17 protein-coding genes and 1 pseudogene are annotated in these 18,814 nt (G+C 45.3%); 9 read left to right on the forward strand and 9 right to left on the reverse strand.

Annotated elements, in window-relative coordinates; all coding sequences use genetic code 11:
• Positions 1 to 110 precede the first annotated feature (110 nt).
• The 3 genes and pseudogenes from L0G63_RS10165 to L0G63_RS10175 form a co-directional block, all read left to right on the forward strand.
• Positions 111 to 341: pseudogene (locus L0G63_RS10165) on the forward strand (replication initiation protein); the annotation flags it as partial.
• A complete protein-coding gene (locus tag L0G63_RS10170; protein WP_004870774.1) occupies positions 338 to 625 on the forward strand; it encodes a hypothetical protein in 288 nt (95 codons plus the stop codon). The pseudogene L0G63_RS10165 and the gene L0G63_RS10170, both read left to right, overlap by 4 nt.
• A gap of 352 nt (positions 626 to 977) precedes the next feature.
• Positions 978 to 1,301, forward strand: a complete 324-nt coding sequence (locus L0G63_RS10175; protein WP_301450546.1) for a hypothetical protein — start codon at positions 978 to 980, stop codon at positions 1,299 to 1,301.
• A gap of 143 nt (positions 1,302 to 1,444) precedes the next feature.
• Here L0G63_RS10175 and L0G63_RS10180 read toward each other — a convergent pair whose 3' ends face one another.
• Entirely contained in the window at positions 1,445 to 1,840 is a 396-nt protein-coding gene (locus L0G63_RS10180; protein WP_301450547.1) for a hypothetical protein, read from the reverse strand.
• Between the two features lie 189 nt (positions 1,841 to 2,029).
• On the opposite strand from L0G63_RS10180, the gene L0G63_RS10185 reads away from it, so the two are divergent.
• Positions 2,030 to 2,452 (forward strand): YbaN family protein, encoded by a 423-nt coding sequence (locus tag L0G63_RS10185; protein WP_301450548.1) that lies wholly within the window; start codon positions 2,030 to 2,032, stop codon positions 2,450 to 2,452.
• A gap of 243 nt (positions 2,453 to 2,695) precedes the next feature.
• Positions 2,696 to 2,905, forward strand: coding sequence for a cold-shock protein (locus L0G63_RS10190; protein ID WP_025644841.1), 210 nt, complete (start codon positions 2,696 to 2,698; stop codon positions 2,903 to 2,905).
• A gap of 185 nt (positions 2,906 to 3,090) precedes the next feature.
• Here L0G63_RS10190 and L0G63_RS10195 read toward each other — a convergent pair whose 3' ends face one another.
• On the reverse strand, positions 3,091 to 4,215 hold the full coding sequence (locus L0G63_RS10195; RefSeq protein WP_301450549.1) for a YeiH family protein: 1,125 nt from the start codon (positions 4,213 to 4,215) through the stop codon (positions 3,091 to 3,093).
• A 223-nt stretch (positions 4,216 to 4,438) separates the two neighbouring features.
• Here L0G63_RS10195 and L0G63_RS10200 point away from each other — a divergent pair, with 223 nt between their 5' ends.
• A complete protein-coding gene (locus tag L0G63_RS10200) occupies positions 4,439 to 5,374 on the forward strand; it encodes a LysR substrate-binding domain-containing protein (protein ID WP_301450550.1) in 936 nt (311 codons plus the stop codon).
• 108 nt (positions 5,375 to 5,482) lie between these two features.
• Here the strand turns inward: L0G63_RS10200 and L0G63_RS10205 are convergent, their stop codons facing one another.
• Positions 5,483 to 5,944 carry a universal stress protein gene (locus L0G63_RS10205; RefSeq protein WP_301450551.1) on the reverse strand — a complete coding sequence of 154 codons (462 nt, stop codon included), beginning with the start codon at positions 5,942 to 5,944 and terminating at the stop codon, positions 5,483 to 5,485.
• Between the two features lie 175 nt (positions 5,945 to 6,119).
• Complete coding sequence (locus L0G63_RS10210; protein WP_301450552.1) at positions 6,120 to 6,581, reverse strand: universal stress protein; 462 nt, start codon at positions 6,579 to 6,581, stop codon at positions 6,120 to 6,122.
• A gap of 418 nt (positions 6,582 to 6,999) precedes the next feature.
• On the opposite strand from L0G63_RS10210, the gene L0G63_RS10215 reads away from it, so the two are divergent.
• Positions 7,000 to 10,065: an insulinase family protein gene (locus L0G63_RS10215; RefSeq protein WP_301450553.1), complete on the forward strand. Its 3,066-nt coding sequence runs from the start codon at positions 7,000 to 7,002 to the stop codon at positions 10,063 to 10,065.
• 102 nt (positions 10,066 to 10,167) lie between these two features.
• Here L0G63_RS10215 and L0G63_RS10220 read toward each other — a convergent pair whose 3' ends face one another.
• From L0G63_RS10220 to L0G63_RS10230, 3 genes are all read right to left on the reverse strand, one after another.
• Positions 10,168 to 10,731 carry an NUDIX hydrolase gene (locus L0G63_RS10220; RefSeq protein WP_301450554.1) on the reverse strand — a complete coding sequence of 188 codons (564 nt, stop codon included), beginning with the start codon at positions 10,729 to 10,731 and terminating at the stop codon, positions 10,168 to 10,170.
• Between the two features lie 244 nt (positions 10,732 to 10,975).
• Entirely contained in the window at positions 10,976 to 12,250 is a 1,275-nt protein-coding gene (locus L0G63_RS10225) for an AGE family epimerase/isomerase (RefSeq protein ID WP_301450555.1), read from the reverse strand.
• Complete coding sequence (locus tag L0G63_RS10230) at positions 12,243 to 13,058, reverse strand: SDR family oxidoreductase (protein ID WP_301450556.1); 816 nt, start codon at positions 13,056 to 13,058, stop codon at positions 12,243 to 12,245. Before L0G63_RS10230 ends, L0G63_RS10225 begins: the two co-directional genes overlap by 8 nt.
• A 605-nt stretch (positions 13,059 to 13,663) precedes the next feature.
• On the opposite strand from L0G63_RS10230, the gene L0G63_RS10235 reads away from it, so the two are divergent.
• Positions 13,664 to 14,398: a CoA pyrophosphatase gene (locus L0G63_RS10235; protein ID WP_301450557.1), complete on the forward strand. Its 735-nt coding sequence runs from the start codon at positions 13,664 to 13,666 to the stop codon at positions 14,396 to 14,398.
• 16 nt (positions 14,399 to 14,414) lie between these two features.
• On the opposite strand, the gene L0G63_RS10240 is transcribed toward L0G63_RS10235, so the two are convergent.
• Positions 14,415 to 15,755 (reverse strand): oxygenase MpaB family protein, encoded by a 1,341-nt coding sequence (locus L0G63_RS10240; RefSeq protein ID WP_301450558.1) that lies wholly within the window; start codon positions 15,753 to 15,755, stop codon positions 14,415 to 14,417.
• Positions 15,756 to 16,086: 331 nt separating this feature from the next.
• Positions 16,087 to 17,289 carry a Na+/H+ antiporter NhaA gene (gene nhaA, locus L0G63_RS10245; protein WP_301450559.1) on the reverse strand — a complete coding sequence of 401 codons (1,203 nt, stop codon included), beginning with the start codon at positions 17,287 to 17,289 and terminating at the stop codon, positions 16,087 to 16,089.
• 606 nt (positions 17,290 to 17,895) lie between these two features.
• Between nhaA and L0G63_RS10250 the strand changes: the two genes are divergently transcribed.
• Entirely contained in the window at positions 17,896 to 18,651 is a 756-nt protein-coding gene (locus tag L0G63_RS10250) for a TSUP family transporter (protein WP_301450560.1), read from the forward strand.
• Positions 18,652 to 18,814: the final 163 nt, after the last annotated feature.

Here is an 18,814-nt window from a genome sequence, read left to right on the forward strand (position 1 = left end):
TGCCGATTCGTAACTGGACGTCTGCTTTAAATCGCTTTATGATTATGTTTGATGATCGTATTAGCAGGCATTTAATCTAAATGGCAGTTACACAGAATTCGGGATGGTCTCGAGATCAAAGAACTATAGATATGTTCTGCAATTTATCTGATGCTCAAATTAACAAGTACAGCACTATTTTATCTAAACTTTCTGAGCTATCAGACCTCAGTAATTTCCCAGACTACCCGACATTTGCCCTCTGGATTAGTGGCATCTTACGAGATCCGAAAAGTGTAAGAGAGGAAACAACAAAACGGATTTTTAAAGCTCTTCATAGCAAGACGGATTTTAAACCATGAGAACTAAGGCTGAATTAGATGCAATGAGTCATCAAGAACTCAAAGATTATGAGCAAAGTTTACTTGCTCTGTGGACACCAAGAATGGCTATTGAAAGTGACATTGAAAGGTTAAGCACTCATCACAGCGAATTATTAGAGGTTTTTAATCAATTAAAGAATCCGGATGCACCTAAAAATTCACGTTTAAAAGATTCAATCTTGTCTCTGAAATATAAAATCGAATCGCTTGAAGGTAAGTTGAGTGATCTTATTCAAGATAATCGCTTAAATTCTGCAGATTGAATTATTCAGTTTATTTAATCAAAATCGTGGAACATTGATTAAAGACTAGGCGTGGAACGTGAAAAGTAATAAAAAAAGCCCAGTCATTGACGACTGGGCTAGAAAATTGAAACTACAGCGTTGAATTATAAGGATAATTATAACGCATTTCGTATATAGTCGATACACTCTAAAAATGTCATAGCGCTACTGGGATGAATTTTGCGCAGCCTCTGGGAACGCAGCACGCAAGTAAAATTTATACCAGTAGCGCGTTTAAATCCATAACAGTTTTACATTCAGCTAACTATAAGGTGTATTATGTTAATTTTAGAGAAAATTAAAAATAGATATTAATTAGGAGTAGTAGAAAATGAGTATTGTTGAAGGTACAGAACAACTTACCAATATTAATCAAAAAGTAATAGATAAAGGACAGACTCTTCCTTCTGTCAAATTAAAAGATGGTAGTACAGTACAGACAGGAACCGTAGCTACAATGTTACATAATATCCAACTCTACAATTCTGGTGAACATGAACAAGTTGAAAATGAGTTGATCCTAGCTATACCAACTTTATTCAAAGTAGGACTCTTTGACTTATTCTCAATAGATGAATGGATTAATGGTACCAATCCAGGGCGTAGATTTGTTGGGGAACAAGCTAAAATTTATCTTAAAGAAACCAATAAATAATGGGTAAACTCTTTTAATTTAACATAATGGGCGTTATGGGAATAAAGCTCAACTTGCCTGATAAGCGAAGTTTAAGGGATAAACTAGAATATTCCTACAGGGAGTAGCAACCCATTACGCTATTAACCAAGCTAGGAACGCCGTTAAAAGTCTCCAGCATATTTTAAAAAGTCGAATTCCCCAGCCTGTCTTGACAGTAAATGAGCGGCATAACGATCAATTGCTTCTGCTGGTTTGATTAGCTTTTGGATACTATAAATATCCTGATCTTGTATCAAATACATGTCTTTTTGGATATGGTTGGTGACAGAGAATATCTGAAAATTCTTTTCTTGCTCTAGACCATTAAATCTAGTGTCGAGTAAGGCATGTAGCTGAAAGTGTGTATCATGTTTTTCATCGCCTTTATACCCATATTCCACCAAAAAAGGTTGATCAAACTTTTCCTCTAAAAAAGCTACCTTTTTATGAGCCTCTTTGTCTTTTTCTCTAAGATCTCGACAAACCGACCCTATAGGTGGATTGTTACTCGATGGCAAGCCGCTTGCGGTTAATGGTACTTACCCAATCACTAACCAACGATACTGATCGATAGCAAAAAGCTTGTATAAATGGGCTTGTACAATTTTTGGTGATATTGCATGCTTGGTTATTCATACAAGTAGCCATGTAAATACTTTTGATGGCTACCAAAATCATTCACCGCACCGTCCATCGACATCACTTATATGACCCATAATAAAAAAGCGTTTTATCATAGGCCTAAGACCAACCAATCCAGAAGTCCAATGATACGCTGGACGTTTGTGACGCTTGGCTGGGTATTTTTTATTTTAGGTATTATTGGGATATTACTGCCCGTCATGCCGACTGCGCCTTTTATACTACTAGCGGCAGGGTGCTGGGCGCGTAGCTCGCGGCGCTTTCATTTTTGGCTGATCAATCATAAGTATTTTGGTAAATTCGTTCGCGATTGGGAGAGCAATCATGCCGTGCCGTTGTATGCCAAGTGTTTGGCAGTCATCATGATGGCCGCTTCGACGGCGATGCTATTTTATCGGTTATCTGGTGATATGATGTGGATAGCGTGGTTGGTCGCGGCGGTCTGTAGTGGCGTCGCTATCTACTTGTTTCGCTTACCAAATGCCTAAAATCATTACAATTTGAGCCGATTTCGTCCAATGAGCAGCACTGGTTACACGAAACATGAGATAAGGCTTGCGATACTAGAATGTACCCCTTATAATATGTACAAGCTTAAGAGCAGTTCTGCACCAAATCATTACCTCGTAGTATTAGTTATAATCCTTCGTTTTAATATTTATCGTTCAGTAGCTATTTGCAAGCGTTACCGGTCACTAGACCATTAATAAATTTAAAAGTAGGGTTATACTATGTCAGACGTTCAAAAAGGTACAGTTAAGTGGTTCAACGAAGCTAAAGGCTTTGGTTTTATCGCTCCAGAAAACGGCGCAGACGTTTTTGCTCATTACAGCGAAATCTCAGGCTCAGGTTTCAAAACTTTGGCTGAAGGCCAAGAAGTTGAGTTCACTGTAACTCAAGGCCAAAAAGGCCCACAAGCACATAACATCGTTGCTATCTAATTTTTATTAGAGCAAGATGATCAAAAAAACGAGCCTTCGGGTTCGTTTTTTTTCGTTTGTCATTTGGTGTTAAATGAAACGACAAATATAAAAATGCCTCCAACTACATGGATAGTTAGAGGCATTTTTGTATTAGGCTATGGCGCAGGAGGTGATATAAGCCGCTAAAATGTATAATCGGTCTCTTATACTAAGCTAATACCGATATTGATCAGACCACCGCCCAATATCAACCAGCCAAACATTACCGCACCCAATACCAGAGGTTTGACGCCAGCTTGCTTGATCGCGCTTAGATGCGTGGTTAGGCCTAGCGCAAACATCGCCATCGTAAGCAGTACGTCATCTAGTCTCACCATACTACGCTCAATGCTTGCAGACATTGGCACCCAAGTATGTAATAAGACGATACCGATAAAAATAAACGCAAACCATGGCACTTTGACTTGCTTGACGCGGCTCATAAATGATGCTGTCTCGCTTTTACTACCTTCATGTTCTATAGCGGCGTTATCTACGGAGCGATCTTTGGTTAGCGCAAATGAGAGCGCAAGTAAGAAAGGTGCGAGCATCATCACCCGTATCATTTTGGTCACGACAGCAGTGTCGCCAATCTCAGTATTGATGGCATTGCCCGCGACCACGACTTGCGCCACTTCATGTACGGTTGAGCCCGTGTACATGCCGTACTGCTGGGCACTAAGCCAAGGCTGCAACCAACCAAGCTGATAGAGAAAAGGATAAAGCAGCATGGATATGGTGCCAAAGACCACGACCGTCGCCACAGCGATAGTCACTTTATGTGCTTGAGCTTTGACCACTGGCTCTGCGGCAATGACAGCTGCCGCCCCGCAGATACTCGCGCCTGAGCCGATGAGTATAACGGTTACTTTATCGACTTTTAGCCATCTGGTGCCGATCCAATAGGTCAGCATAAAGGTTGATGTCAGGACGAGGGCATCGGTCATAATCGCTGGCATACCAACGCTCGCCACTTGCGTCATGGTCAGTTTGAACCCATAAAACATGATCGCAAGTCGTAAAATCTGACCCTTAGCAAAGCAAACACCGCCGTTTAGACGCTCAGTGAACTTGGGATAAATGGTATTACCCAATATCATACCCAGCAAGATCGCGAGCGTTAAAGAGGATAAACCAACGATACGTCCGTTCGACCACGCATCCAAACGCGTATCTAACCATAGACAGAATGCACTACCGATCAGTACCACAGCCAAACCAGCCAAGTTACGCTGGCTTGGAATATAGCGGCCCACTGAGCTGCTGACTGACTGCGCAAATGTGTGCATGAGAACCATATCCTATTGCTGATATAAAAATAAGCATAAGCTTATGAATAAACAGTATAAGCTTAAGATATTTATAATAAAAACAGATTAATAAGATATAAACTATCGATATTTTAGGTTAATGTTTTACGGTAGAAATAGATATACCGCGCATGAGTAGCAAAAAAAGACATGTATAGCGAATAAGACAGGCTAAAAAATGACATAAGGCATCATCAATAACATGAAAAAATCTGTACAGACATTGCCAAAGATTACACTTAAGCAGCTCGCTGTTTTTGTCAGTATTTATCAGACAGGTAGCACCAGCCGCGCCAGTGAAACGCTGCATCTGTCACAATCGGCGGTCAGCAGTGCACTGACAGAGCTTGAATCTCGATTACAGATGCCGTTGTTTGAGCGCGTTGGTCGCAGACTCAACCAGCATCCCAATGCGCATCCCATCTATGTACAAGCACAAGCGATTTTAGGGCAGTCGCTCACGCTTGAGCATTATCATCAATATCAAGCAGGACAGATTCATATCGGGGCGAGTACCACGATTGGCAATTATGTACTGCCATCATTGCTTGGCAAGCTCTATGAGGCGCTACCAGATGCCAATGTCGATATGTATATCGCCAATACTCAAGAGGTGGTGAGTGAGGTTGAGCAGCTCAATATCGATATCGCCTTGGTAGAGGGAATGCCGCGGCCGATAGATATGAAAGCCATTGAACTGCGCGAATGGCGCACGGATACGCTCATGGTATTTGCCAAACATGATAGCAAGTGGTTAAAGAATTTCGTGACCTATAGCGAAGATGAGGGCTGCTATCGGCTGAGCATAGATCAGTTAGCGCAGCTGCCGCTACTGGTACGTGAGGCAGGGTCGGGCACACGGCAGATCATCGATGAGCAATTACTAAAATATTTGCCCAATGCCGAGGTGGTAAAGGCGATCCATCAATCAGAAGCCATCAAGCACATGGTGAGTGCAGACATTGGTCTTGGTTGTCTATCACAGCATGTGATCGAGACAGAACTTGCAGCAGGTGAGCTGATACAAGTGCAGGTCGCGGGGATTGATTTGTCGCGGACATGGTGGCTGGTCTGGCATAAAGCCCGTCACCAAAGTCCAATCTGGCAGACCTTTATAGATATTATTCAACAAGATTAACTGAGACAATATCAAAATATGAGGCATAAAAAAGCGCCGTATCAATCATGATAGGGCGCTTTTTTAAAGCAGTCAGTTTTTATAGTGTTAGGTCATGGTAGCGAGGCTTTATGTAGAGACGGGCTTGTCTAGTCTCACCACAAAGCTATCGCAAGGCACATTAGGCAAGATATTATCTGCTGTTGCACCGCTGATCCATGCAGCAATACCTGTGCGCTTATGACGACCGATGACCAATAGATCGACCTCGTGTTTATGACAGTAGCTAACGATACCTTCACTGCTAGAGATCGCGGTCGTGACTTCTGACGTCGCTGCATGGAGCTGGTTACGCTCAAGGAACTGTGCCAGCTTGGCGCGTGCTTCTTGACAGCGCTCGTCATCAATCTCATCATAAAGACTTGACGCAGGCACTAGCTCATAGCCAAAACCCACCATCGTATCTTTGACGATATGCAGAACGGATAACTTAGACCCTAGACGATTTTCGACAATGCGCTTGGCTTTTTGCGCGACGATATCCGCATCAGAGAGTAAGTCAGTGACCAATAAAATATGTTCGTAGCTCATAACGTCTTCCTCATGTCAGATAGTATTTACTATAGCACTACTAGAGAGCGCTGTTAAGTAGTGCTTGTCTATCTCTGAGACCTATCTTATGAGAGAAAGAACCCTTTGAAAAGGGTGACACTGACAGTCATATGCTAGCGATCAATACGCCGAGCATATGACTGAGCAGTACCGATTATTCAGTGACTGGCTCATCGAGCTTGACGACTAAGCTGTCGCAAGGCGCGTTTGGCAATATACTATCGGCTGTTGCCCCCACCAACCAAGCCGCGATACCATGTCGTTCATGGCGTCCAATGATGAGTAAGTCGACCTCTTTTTCATGACAGTAGTTGACGATGCCTTTACTGTTAGAGATAGCGGCCGTCACTTCTGAGTTGACCGCTTCTAGCTCGTTGCGCTCAAGGAAGCGTGCCAGCTTGGCCCTTGCTTCTTGCCATTTTTCATTATCGACATCGCCTGTGAGGCTAGAAGAAGGGACGAGCTCATACCCAAACCGCACCATATCGTCTTCTACAATATGAAGGACTGACAGTCTGGCCTCAGGCGATCCTGCGAGAATACGTTTGGTTTTTAGAGCAACCTTGTCTGCATCGGATAATAAGTCAGTAACCAGTAAAATATGTTGGTAGCTCATAAGATGCTCCTCTTGATAGTTGATTTTATAGTAGCAGTGCAAACGGTTTCTGTTAAGCGTCAGGACTATCATTTGGTGATGGCTTTTGTTGGAATTATGTTGGGCTGTTTGAAAGAGTGGCGAGCACTTCACGATATATTATTGCCCATGTGCTGACTTGACTTATGAATGGTGAAACCCCACTAATAGCGCTAAGCCAATTCTTTTTTAGCCAAGCTAGCCACTATTCGGCATGTCATTATATAACCACGATCAATATTCAAAAATTGATTGCAAAAGCTTATAGAAAGCTGTGATGAGCGGCATTCAAACCCAAGCGTTCTAATAAGCATTTTTATGACTGATCTACCGATTTTTTATTACTCTATTTACCCTGATAGTCAGGGCACTATACGCATGATAAGCGATAAGGATAACTATGACTGAAACCCCATTTACTGCGGATCTCACGTTGCATCCAGCATTTGAGCTGCTTGAGCACCGCCACATTGAGGCGCTATCGATGGATGTGCTGATCAGTCAGCATGTAAAAACAGGCGCGATGCACTATCATTTAGCGCATCCCAGTGACGAAAATGCTTTTTTGGTGGGCTTTCGCACCCAGCCGATGGACTCAAAAGGTGAGGCGCATATTTTGGAGCACGTGGCATTGTGCGGTTCCAAAAAGTTCCCAGTACGCGATCCATTCTTTTCGATGATCAAACGCTCATTGAACACTTTTATGAATGCGATGACTGCAGCAGATTGGACGGCCTATCCGTATGCCACGCAAAACAAAAATGACTACTTTAACTTGCTCTCTGTCTACCTTGATGCCTCGTTTTTCCCCAATATTCACCCGCTTGATTTTGCGCAAGAGGGCATCCGCGTGGAGCTGGACGAAAACGACAAGCCGCAGTTTAAAGGGATTGTTTTTAACGAGATGAAAGGGGCCATGAGCGGCGAGATTGATCAGCTCTATCATACAGTTGCGCATCACCTATTCCCAACGACCACCTATCACTACAACTCAGGTGGCGATCCTGCCCAGATTCCTGACTTGACGCATACTGAGCTGACAGCCTTTCATGAGAGTCATTATCACCCCTCAAACAGTGTCATCATGAGCTTTGGTAATATTCCTGTTGCCGAGACACAGGCCAAAATACATGAAGATGCCTTGATTCAGTTTGAGGCGGGTAAAAAGCATGTCTCGCGTCCAGAGCAGCGTTTGTCTGCGCCCATCAGTGCAGTCGATACGTATACGGCTGATGAGGCAGGTCCAGATCAGACCCATCACGTGGTCGCTTGGTTGTTGCCAGCGATTACCAATCCTAAGCAGCGTTTGGCATTACGTTTGCTCGAAGGTGTGCTGGTTGAGCACTCAGGCTCGCCATTGCGTGCCTATCTTGACAGTCACCCGCTAGGTAAAGCGCCAAGTCCACTATTGGGGCTCGATGACAGCCATTATGAAATGGTCTTTTATACAGGTCTGCGCGGCTCTAACCCAGAGTATGCCGAGGCGGTAGAGCAGGGCATCATTGATCTGCTGACTGAGGTGGCAAGCGCGCCAGTCGATGATGAAACCATCGAAACCATCTTGCACCAGATTGAAATTGATCAGCGCCATATCGGTGGCGATAGCATCCCTTATGGTCTGAACCTGATGCTAGAAGGCTTTAGTACGGCCATTCATGATGGTAATCCTATCGACGTGTGGGAAGTAGATGAGCATCTACAGTGGCTACGCGAGCAAGTCGTCGATCCGCAGTGGCTACCAAACTTAATCAAGACACATCTGCTGGATAATCCGCACCGTGTACGCGTGACCATGACGCCAGACAGCGAAAAGTCAGCCCGCCAAGCGGCAGCTGAGCAAGTGCGTCTAGATACCATTGAGATGGATCTGACTGCTGATGACAAAGACATCTTGCACAAGCAAGCACTCGATCTGGCAGCCCGTCAAGCAGCGCCAGATGATTTGAGCTTACTGCCAAAGGTAGGTCTAGAAGACGTACCAACAGATATTAGCTTTAAAGAAGGCGTGCAAAAACAAGTACGTTTAAGCGGACAAGACAGTACCCTATTTAAGTACGAAGCGGGCACCAATGGTATCTATTACTATCAAGTCATTGTGCCGTTGACTGAGGCAATTGGTAACGGCAGCGCCGCTGAGCTGCCAGTCAATGATGTGATTAATCATCCATTGTTGCCTATTTATTTAAGCCTACTATCTGAGCTAGGCACTGACTCGCTCAGCGCCCATGAAATGCAGGCCAAGCAAGCCGCGCATTCTTCGGGTGTGACCGCGCGTATCAGTCAGCGTACTCATGTGGATGACAGCCAGTCCATTAGCAGCTACTTTGTCGTGGCAACGCGTGCGCTCAACCGTAAGCCTGAAGCGATTGATTTGCTCAAAGAAGTGATGGAGCATAGCATCTTTACTGAGCATGGCCGTATCAAAGAAATCTTGCAGCAGCGCCAAGCCAGCTGGCAATCCAATTTGGCAGGCTCTGGTCACTCATATGCGATGCAGACAGCGAGCCGCGGCATGAGTCGTCAAGCGCAGCTAGAGTATGTGCGCAGCGGTTTACCAGCACTAAACGCACTCAAAGCGTTCTTGGGTCATGCCAGTACCGATGATGCACAGTGGGATCATTTAGCGACCAGTTTGATGGACTTGCATCAACGTTTGATCAGTTTGCCTAAGCATGCCGTCATCATTTGTGAAGCCGAGCAAACGGAACGCTTGAGTGGCCTGATCGTCGATAGTTGGGAAGACAGTCAAGCAGCAGCGTCTACTGAGAATGTAATTAACACTGAAGCTAACGTTCCAAGTGAGTTTGCAAATCTGCATCTAGACACTGCTCTAAATGGAGAAAAAGACGCGGTCAAAGCGTTAGAAAGTGGGACTGCTCTCGATGTTGCAGATTTAGCGTGGTTAGTACCGACCAACGTTTACCATAATGCCAGCGCTTATACCGTACCCGCTGCTGACCATCCTGATACTGCCGCATTAATGGTATTAGCGCCTTACCTACGTAATGGCTACTTGCACAGTGCCATTCGTGAGCGCGGCGGTGCCTATGGCGGCGGCGCAGGCTATGACGCTAATGCTTGTGCGTTTAAGTTCTTTAGTTACCGCGATCCGCAGTGCGCTGAAACCTTTGAGCATTTTGAGGCCAGTATCGAGTGGATCTTGAATGAGCCACAAACCGATGAGCAATTAGAAGAAGCGATTTTAGGTATTATTTCCGGCATGGATAAACCGGGCTCTCCTGCAGGAGAAGCGATTAAGGCGTGCTTTGCCAACTTGCATCATCGCGGTGCTGACTGGCAACGTAAAATGCGCGCCGCTATCCTAGCCGTGACTCTTGATGACTTGCAGCGCGTTGCCAAACAATATCTGCAAGGTCAACAGCATGTACGTGCCGTATTAGCACCTTATGATAAAGAAGAGACGGTGAAAGGTCTTGGTTTTGAAGTATGTAGAATTAAGGGCTAAGACAATTAGGTTTGTTCTTTATTAAAAGTTAAATATAAAAAGCCAAGCATGATGCTTGGCTTTTTTGTGTTTGCTGACTTATTTTTATTAATAGCGTTTTTATCAATAGCGCTTGATGCTTTTGTCTTTACTGATTAGGTCTTGATGAACAGGGAAGTCACTGTGACTGTTGTGCGCTTTACGATCAGCAAAATAGCGTTTAAGTGTGCGACTGACCGCCTCAAAAGCAATGTCGTCCCATGGCACGTCTGCTTCATCAAATAGTGCGCACTCTAGGCTCTCCACACCTGAGCCAAACGCACCGTCTTTGAGCGTGGCCAAATACAGGATATAAATTTGTCCAATATCAGGAATGTCATAAATACAATATAAGTGGGGATCGAGGACGGACGCTTCTGCCTCTTCAAAACTCTCGCGTGCCGCGCCCTCAGCGATGGTTTCACCATTTTCCATAAAGCCGGCAGGCACCGTCCAGTAGCCATAGCGCGGCTCGATAGCACGGCGACACAGCAGCACTTTGCTTTCATGAACGACCAACGTGCCACAGATGACTTTGGGGTTTTCATAATGGATATAGCCGCAGTTTGGACAGACCAAACGTGGCATGTTGTCCATTTCTGGTACTTTGTATTCGGCCTCATGACCACATTCGAGACAATAGCGCATATCAACTGCCTTATTTTTAATAAATATCGTGTATGCACGTATCTTAAAAGGTTCTAGAGGATTCTGATGTTTGCTTTTGTATACAGCAGGGATAACGGCAAATAATACGAAGAATATGCTTTTTAATTTTAATGAGAAAGGTGAGGCTATTTGAGCTTTATTACTACCAAAAAAATTGTTCTGACAGCGCACTTCAATCGTCATCAGGGCATTGTTATTTTATCGAGTTTATCTTACAGGAGAATTAGGTTGTTGTTGCGAGCAGCTGTGTGCGTAGCCCCCCAGCGACCGACGCAGAGAGTGGAATCAATGGCGTCACCGTGGCTTGAAAGTCATGATAAAGATCTTCGCGCGTTGGATAGACCACTGTACTCAGATTGCCATCCGCATCAACTTCATGACGCCAGCCGCCGTGCTCAAGATCAATCAAGGTGCTGGCAATATAGTCCCAAGCTAAGCGGTAGTAGTGCTCAAAGCGTGGATCACCCGTGCGGCGTGATAGCATCAGTGCGGTATTGGCCATCTCAGCCTGTACCCAGTAAGGACGATTAGCGATTGAAATCTCATCCTCCCAGCCAATAGTATAGACCATACCGGGCTTACCATCGGGAGCCCAGCCGCGATCAGTAGCGCTGTCAAATAAGGTGATGGCATCAGGTAGCAGCCAATCAGGCACCTCATAATCACGTGCCGTACAAGCAGATTCAACTTTTAACAACAATCCTGCCCACTCGGCGAAATGACCCGGTGTCAGCCCCCAAGGCCGCAAGTCATCAGAAGGCTCGTTGACATCATAGTCGGGCAACAGATTCCACCCACTATCAAAATGCTCAGGCAAACGTCCATCGTAAGTCTTAGGAATATTATGCCCGAAACGCTTGGCCAAGCTAAGCGCGCGATCAAGCCAACGCGTCTCACCCGTGGCATCTGCCAATGCTAAGCAAGCTTCGGTAGTATGCATGTTGCAATTGGCACCTCGATACGCTTCAGGATCAGACCAATCAGCGGCAAAAGAAGGCAGCATTGATTGCTCATCTTCTAACCAAAAATGCTGATCAATGATTGTTATTGCAGCCTCCATCAACTCTGTACCGCGCGGACGATCTGCGATAGTGGCAGATGCGCCAGCAAGTGCGACAAAGGCATGCAGATAGGCATTTTTGCGCGATGGATTGTCCAAAGTAGCAGACGCATCACTGAACCAGCCACCATTTACTTGATCTCGTAGCGGTCCATCTAGGAGCGCATCGATACCATGGTCGCAACGTGTGGCGGCCCCAGGCACACCCATCAACGTTGCTAATGCATAGCAATGTACCATTCTAGCGGTGATGAGGCTTTTTGCCGTGTCATCAACCATATTGCCATCATGACCGAGAGTCGCAAACCCTGATGGTACGCGCGCTTTGGCATAATGATCAAGTAGACGCTGTCCTTCGTTAAGTAGCCAATGACGATGCATACCGCGATCTGCCCAGCAAATAGATAAGAGATCGGAGTGATCAGCAGTCCTAGCCATTGGTAATCATCCCGCCATTGATATGTAGCGTCTGTCCAGTGACAAAGCTGCTGTCTTGGCAAGCAAGAAAGACATAGGCTGCGCCCATCTCACGTGGCTGACCCATCCGCCCCATTGGAGAGGACATTGATTCTAGAATATCTTTGTCAAAGTCTTTGAATACCAGTTGAATCTCGCTCACCACAGGACCTGGTGCTACTTGATTGACACGGATGCCACGATCTAATAGTTGCTGTGACAGCGCACGAGTATAGCCAACGATAGCGCCTTTGGTAGCAGTGTACGGTACCAGCACATCGTTGCCGACATAGGCATTCACGGATGTGGTATTAATGATACTATCGCCTTCTTTCATGTGCTCAAGGGCGGCGCGTGTCGTATAAAACATCCCTGCCATATTGACATCGAAATGCTGCTGCCAGTCTTCATCACTGACTTCAGACAAATCATGATAGGGCTTTTGCATGCCCGCATTGTTGATCAGCACATCGATACCGCCCCATTGCTTCACGACAGCTTCTACCGCCGCTGTGCAACTACTGCTATCAGCCGTATCACCTTGCAAGACTAATGCTTCTGTGCCTTCTGCCTCAATGCCTTCACGTGTCTCATTGGCGCTCTCTTCATCAGAGTGATAAAGGATGGCAACTTTGGCACCCTCGCGTGCCATATGAAACGCCACTGCGCGGCCGATACCGCTGTCTCCGCCCGTAATCAAAATGCGCTTGTCTGTCAGTTTGCCTGAGCCTTTATAATTGTCATTGATATATTCGGCAGGTGGCATCATATTATCGATTTGGTCTGTCATAACTCGTATCCTTTGTTTTATTTGAGGTATTATTTATTGTTGTTACACAAAACTACGCTACTGGTATCCGTATTTTTATAATGCTATTTTAGAATACCTGCCTCATAGCCTTGTTAGCAGTCATCATAATATTCAAAGGCAACTTTTGGAATATTGCTGGGTTAATGTTTGGTAATTTAAAGATGCTGTCATCATACTGATTATGACCGCTACACAGATCGAAGAAGGCATACAACGTCAGTCTAATTAAACGGGACTATAGTGGGCTAAGTGAGAAACCATAAGATGTTGAGTTGCTTAAACAAGCTTATCAAGCAGGCAAAAAAGAGATAGTAGACTTATAGTAGGGCTTTTATCACCACCCACTCTACATAACAAAGCCTATACACAAGTACTAGTGGTTCTGTAGCCATCCCAATGCCTATACCCAGATATAAGGTTTTGTTGATACGATTGCCCCTTTATATTGTTCAAAACATCAGAAGACAGATCAATGAACGCGACAAGCCGACTGATAAAAAACTGGCATGCCTCTAAGCCAACTGGTGTGCTGATACAGGCATCTTCATAAACCATATGACGATGGCTACCCATAGGATGTGATAATGACTCTACCCAACAATCTTGATCTTTTTCAGAACGTTAGCGTGGCTGTGCCAGCGCTCATTCGTCATCCTACGCTCAAAAAACTTGCCGAGCGTGTGCAACATGAAACCTTAAACGCGCTGACGACTCCAGCAATGTATGAGGCTCACAATACCTCACCTAGCATGCGTATTTTGGACAGCTTGTATCAGACACCGATTGCCGATGCCTCAATATTGGTGGCAATTACCAATGAGCGTCGACCCAAGCTTTTATTGACGCGCCGTGCTGCTCATATGACCAGTCACGCAGGTGAGGTGTCCTGTGTCGGCGGTAAGCATGATAGGGGTGATGGCAATAACGTGGTCACTGCATTGCGAGAGGCGTGTGAAGAGACAGCGCTACCACCCAATAAAGTGCAGCTATTGGGTCAACTGCCGACTCAAACATCAAAGAGCGGCATGAGCGTACGTCCAATTGTCGCGCTTATCGCACCAGGTCTGGTGCTGGTCCCTGAGATGGGAGAAATATCACGCATTTTTTGGGCGGATTTTGAGTCGCTCGTCACCCAGCCGATAGTAGAATATGCCGTAGAGTACAAGATGCAGGAGCAAGCAGCGACCTTATTGACGCCGAGCTGGCAGGTTGATGGCGAGACAGTCTGGGGACTCACAGGACGGGTGATTGCCAATCTGCTAGAGACAGGATTTGATCGAAAGCTAGACTGGTATTACCGCGTAGGAAATAAACGTTGAGATACGACTTAGCTTATTATTGATAGTAGTCGTCATTTTCTTTTAGCCACCAGTTCATATTGTCTTGGCGTTTGGCTCGAAAAGCCTCTAGTTTTTGTGCAACCTTTGTATTGTGTTGCCGTGCGGTATCAAGCGCAAAAAGAATCGGCACTGAAGACAGTACACCAAATCGTATCTTGGATTTGGGCAAATCCAAGCCATCGCCAATATCATCACCGACCAAGGTGCGCGTCACACTGGCATTGACCATCTCCACAAATCGTCCGCGGCGATTGTCTTCGCCCATCAACTGACGCGGCAAATCATGCAAGGCTTTTGCGAGTGGCTGACCCATCTTAAAGTCAAGCTGCTGTATCGACAAGTAGGTATAGAGCCACTCCCAGCTAGCCGCTTCATCTTGTGGCAGACGCGCCAAATCAACACCCATCCAATAACTGGCAAGATTCCACAGATGCAAGATACCCTCTGCTTCCTCAGTGCTAATACAGGCACCCAATAGTCTCAGACCGCGCATAATCAATAATGAGAACTGTAAATGGGTAGCAATCATATCAGTTTGGTTGATGGGTACGCCCCAGTAGGCAGTGTTCCAACTGCCATCAGGATTATGATGTTGGTCGGCGCTTGGTATGACGCCCGCTGCTGCATTGCCCTTACCTTTGAGTAAATTTTGCCGTACTAGCGTGTGAATCTGGCGGACTTTAATGGATTGACGCCAACCTTCAGAGCCAATCGCCAATACCTGATCGATAGGCTGGCGCTGATTGCCTGTATTCCTATCTAATTGCGGATGCTCAGAAACCGCCAAAATGTAGGCGTACGTGCGCATGAGACGCGGTAGCGCATCGTGCATTAACGCACCTGTTTGGATCAGAGGAAGCGACAGCGCGGGGATACTATAACCTGCCATCAGTGCCACGTTGCGCAGTAGCCAAATCAGCATCAGCGGATAGCGCCGATAGGCAACAGCGCCAATCTGAGCGAGCTTGGGGTCGAACCAATCAGGATGATGGTCAAATTGCTCGGTCAATTTACGGAATGATGGGTGGGTTATATCATTATCTAAGCCGTTGCCAATAATGAGCTGCTGTAAGGGTTTGGCAAAACGAATGTTGTCAGTGGCTAAAGCATCTGCGAGTGGATCGCCAATATCGTAGCCAGCGACCATCTCATCCAATAGCGTAGATGAAATAGTAAAATCTTTGGGAAGTAGATAGCGTTTGATGCGGCGCAAAACTTGTAAATCACTATGATCGTCGATAGTGGTTGTACGTCCATGACGCTGATAAGAGGCGGTCGATGTAGGGTGTGCATGGTTCGATGAGATACGGGAGGTCTTGTCGGTTTTTTTATTCATATGATTAAGTACCTTTATGATTGGGCTAATCAATATTATCTGAACCATGAGAGTGAACGATAAGATCGCTCATAATAATAGATGGGCTCAATGCGTCTGGTTGTCTCTGTGCGCTAATGATACGGGATGTGGGAGACCGTAGCTCATCAGACAGTAGCGGCCTTTCACGGACCCCTTATGTATGATTTACTCATCGAGACATCGTTATCAGCTGTGGCTTATCCCATCCATCAATATTAGGTATTCTAAGCGTTCTAAATTGGGCGTACCTTGGATTAATGATAAAAAAGCGGCTGATAAGCAAAGATGCTTGTCAGCCGCTCGTTTTATATTAGTGCGGGCGTGTCAAATCAACGGAGGTGCCACTGACGTTGTCTTTTAAGCTCACTTTGAGCATGATGTAACCTGCGATACCAGAGACGATAGAACCCATGATGATACCCAAACGTTCATCAAACATCGTGGTATCACCAGCAAAGGCGAGGCCACCGATGAACAAGCTCATGGTAAAGCCAACGCCGCACAATAACGCTGCACCATAGATTTGCTTATAGTTCATACCCTTTGGCATGGTTGAAATACCAAGCTTAAAGATCAACCAGCACATGATCATAACGCCTAACTGTTTACCGATAAATAGACCAGCGGCAATCCCTAGGGGCACAGAATGGAATAGCTCATTAACGCCTGCGCCTTCGAGTGAGATGCCAGAGTTAGCAAATGCGAAGATTGGCAAAATACCAAAAGCGACAGTGTTGTGTAGATCATGCTCTAACTCTTCAAGCGGCGAGTGCTCAGGGTCAGTACGGTCGAACATCGGAATGAACAGCGCTAAAACTACCCCTGCCAATGTTGCGTGGATACCAGACTTGAGTACCGCAATCCACATGATGATACCAATGAGTAGATAAGGCGTGATACTCGTGACGTTTCGACGATTGAGAATATAGAGGAATGGCAAGCACAGACCAGCGACGGCTAAGGACTCTAGTGACAGCTCACTGGTATAAAACAAAGCGATGATTAGAATCGCACCAATATCATCAAAAATAGCAATGGAGACCAAAAAGACTTTTAAAGAGTTTGGGACACGATTGCCCAAAAGGCTCAAGATGCCCAGGGCAAAGGCGATATCTGTGGCCGAAGGAATGGCCCATCCTTTCCAAAACTCTGGCTCATGATAATTGAAGAGTAGATAGACGATTGCTGGCACGATCATGCCGCCTAGCGCCGCACCAGCTGGCAAGATGATTTGTTTGACGTTAGACAACTCACCAATCAATACTTCACGCTTGAGCTCCAGTCCAACTAAGAAAAAGAAAACCGCCATCAGGCCATCATTGATCCAATGATGGGCATCTTTGGCAATCGCAAATTCACCAATTTGAATCGCAACTGGCGCATGGATAAACCCTTCATACCAAACATTCAGAGGGGAGTTGGCAATGATCATTGCAGCAATAGCAGCCAATGCTAAAACAATACCGCCTGCTGCCTCAAATTCAAAAAATGCCTTAAGCCTTCGTATTGCCATATCATCCTCATTCACTAAATAACAATTTACTAAATAACCTCAAATATCTGCGCTACTACTGGTCAGGCTTAGCAGGCAGATAGAAACAGTTTCTCACACTCTTATTAATATAGACAACAAAATACGCTGAAATAAAGCCATTAGTCTATCTGGTTATATCAATGCTTGTTGTATTAATCATGGTGACATTATAAAGGTGATACGATGGGCAACATAGTTGTAAGTCGTTAAATCTTTTTAACAAAACAGCGTTTATATAAGAGATTTAGAATACTATGGACCAAATCTAGCAGACTTTTGGCTATTTTTGGCTTTTTTTGCCATTTTATCTTTATAATGATCAGCGCTTTATCATGGTGCCTCTTCTCTCAAAAACGTCTAAAGACGCTTGAGGCGTCTTGCTATTGGCACGCGCATTCATAGTGACAGCAGTCACTTTCTAGCCTAGTTGTCTAAATGTTTCGGTCTTTCAGCACCTAAATACTCTAGTACCTAAATATTTTAGTACTTGAGTTTTTCATTACCTGAGCCTTTGTGTATTTACGTCTTTGAGCACACAAACAACTAGCGCTTCTTTTCTTATTATAATATTTGTAGGTTAGCACTATGGACTTAACCTTCTCACTAGAGATTATTTTGATGCTGACGGCGGTTGCAGCCTTGGCAGGATTTATTGATGCGATTGCTGGTGGTGGCGGACTATTGACCATCCCAGCCATGCTACTGGCCAATATCCCGCCAGTACTCACGCTTGGAACCAATAAGCTACAAGCGGCGTCAGGTGCATTGGCTGCGTCTGTTACCATGATAAAAAAGGGCGTAGTCAAACCGCAGCGTATCAAAATCGCCATTCTTGCCGCTTTTATTGGGTCGGTATTGGGCACTATTGCGGTGCAAATGTCGCCGCCAGACTTACTCGAAAAATTGATTCCCTTTTTGATTGCGGCTATTGGTATTTATACGCTGTTTGCTCCAAAGCTTGGTGAGGTGGAAGCCGCCCCGCGTATCTCAGAGGGTAAGTGGCAAAAGGGCGTGGCCCCGTTGATTGGTTTTTATGATGGGTATATTGGTCCAGGTACGGGAATGTTTTTTGCGCTGGGTAATGTGGCACTACGTGGTCGTCAGATTATTGAAGCGACAGGGACCGCAAAGGTGCTGAACTTATCTACCAATATCGGCTCACTGATATTTTTTATTTTGGGTGGCAATGTATTGTGGAAGGTGGGGCTGGCAATGATGGTAGGCCAGACTATCGGTGCGTACTTTGGCTCACATATGGTGGTCAAAGGGGGGAGTAAGCTGATTCGTCCGATGATTGTGCTGGTGTGTCTAGCGATGTTGACCAAATATGTGTTTGGCTAAATGAAAGTAACCAAACACGTTATCCAACAAAAAACCTCAGCCAATGTGACTGAGGTTTTTTATTTCTTAGATTAACACACCAAGTGCAACGCTAATTAATATTATAGAGAGACCATCCCGAATTCTGTGTAACTGCCGTTTAGATTAAATGCTTGCTGATACG

Origin of the sequence: Psychrobacter sp. (genome assembly GCF_030454045.1) — a bacterium.
Lineage (GTDB): Bacteria > Pseudomonadota > Gammaproteobacteria > Pseudomonadales > Moraxellaceae > Psychrobacter.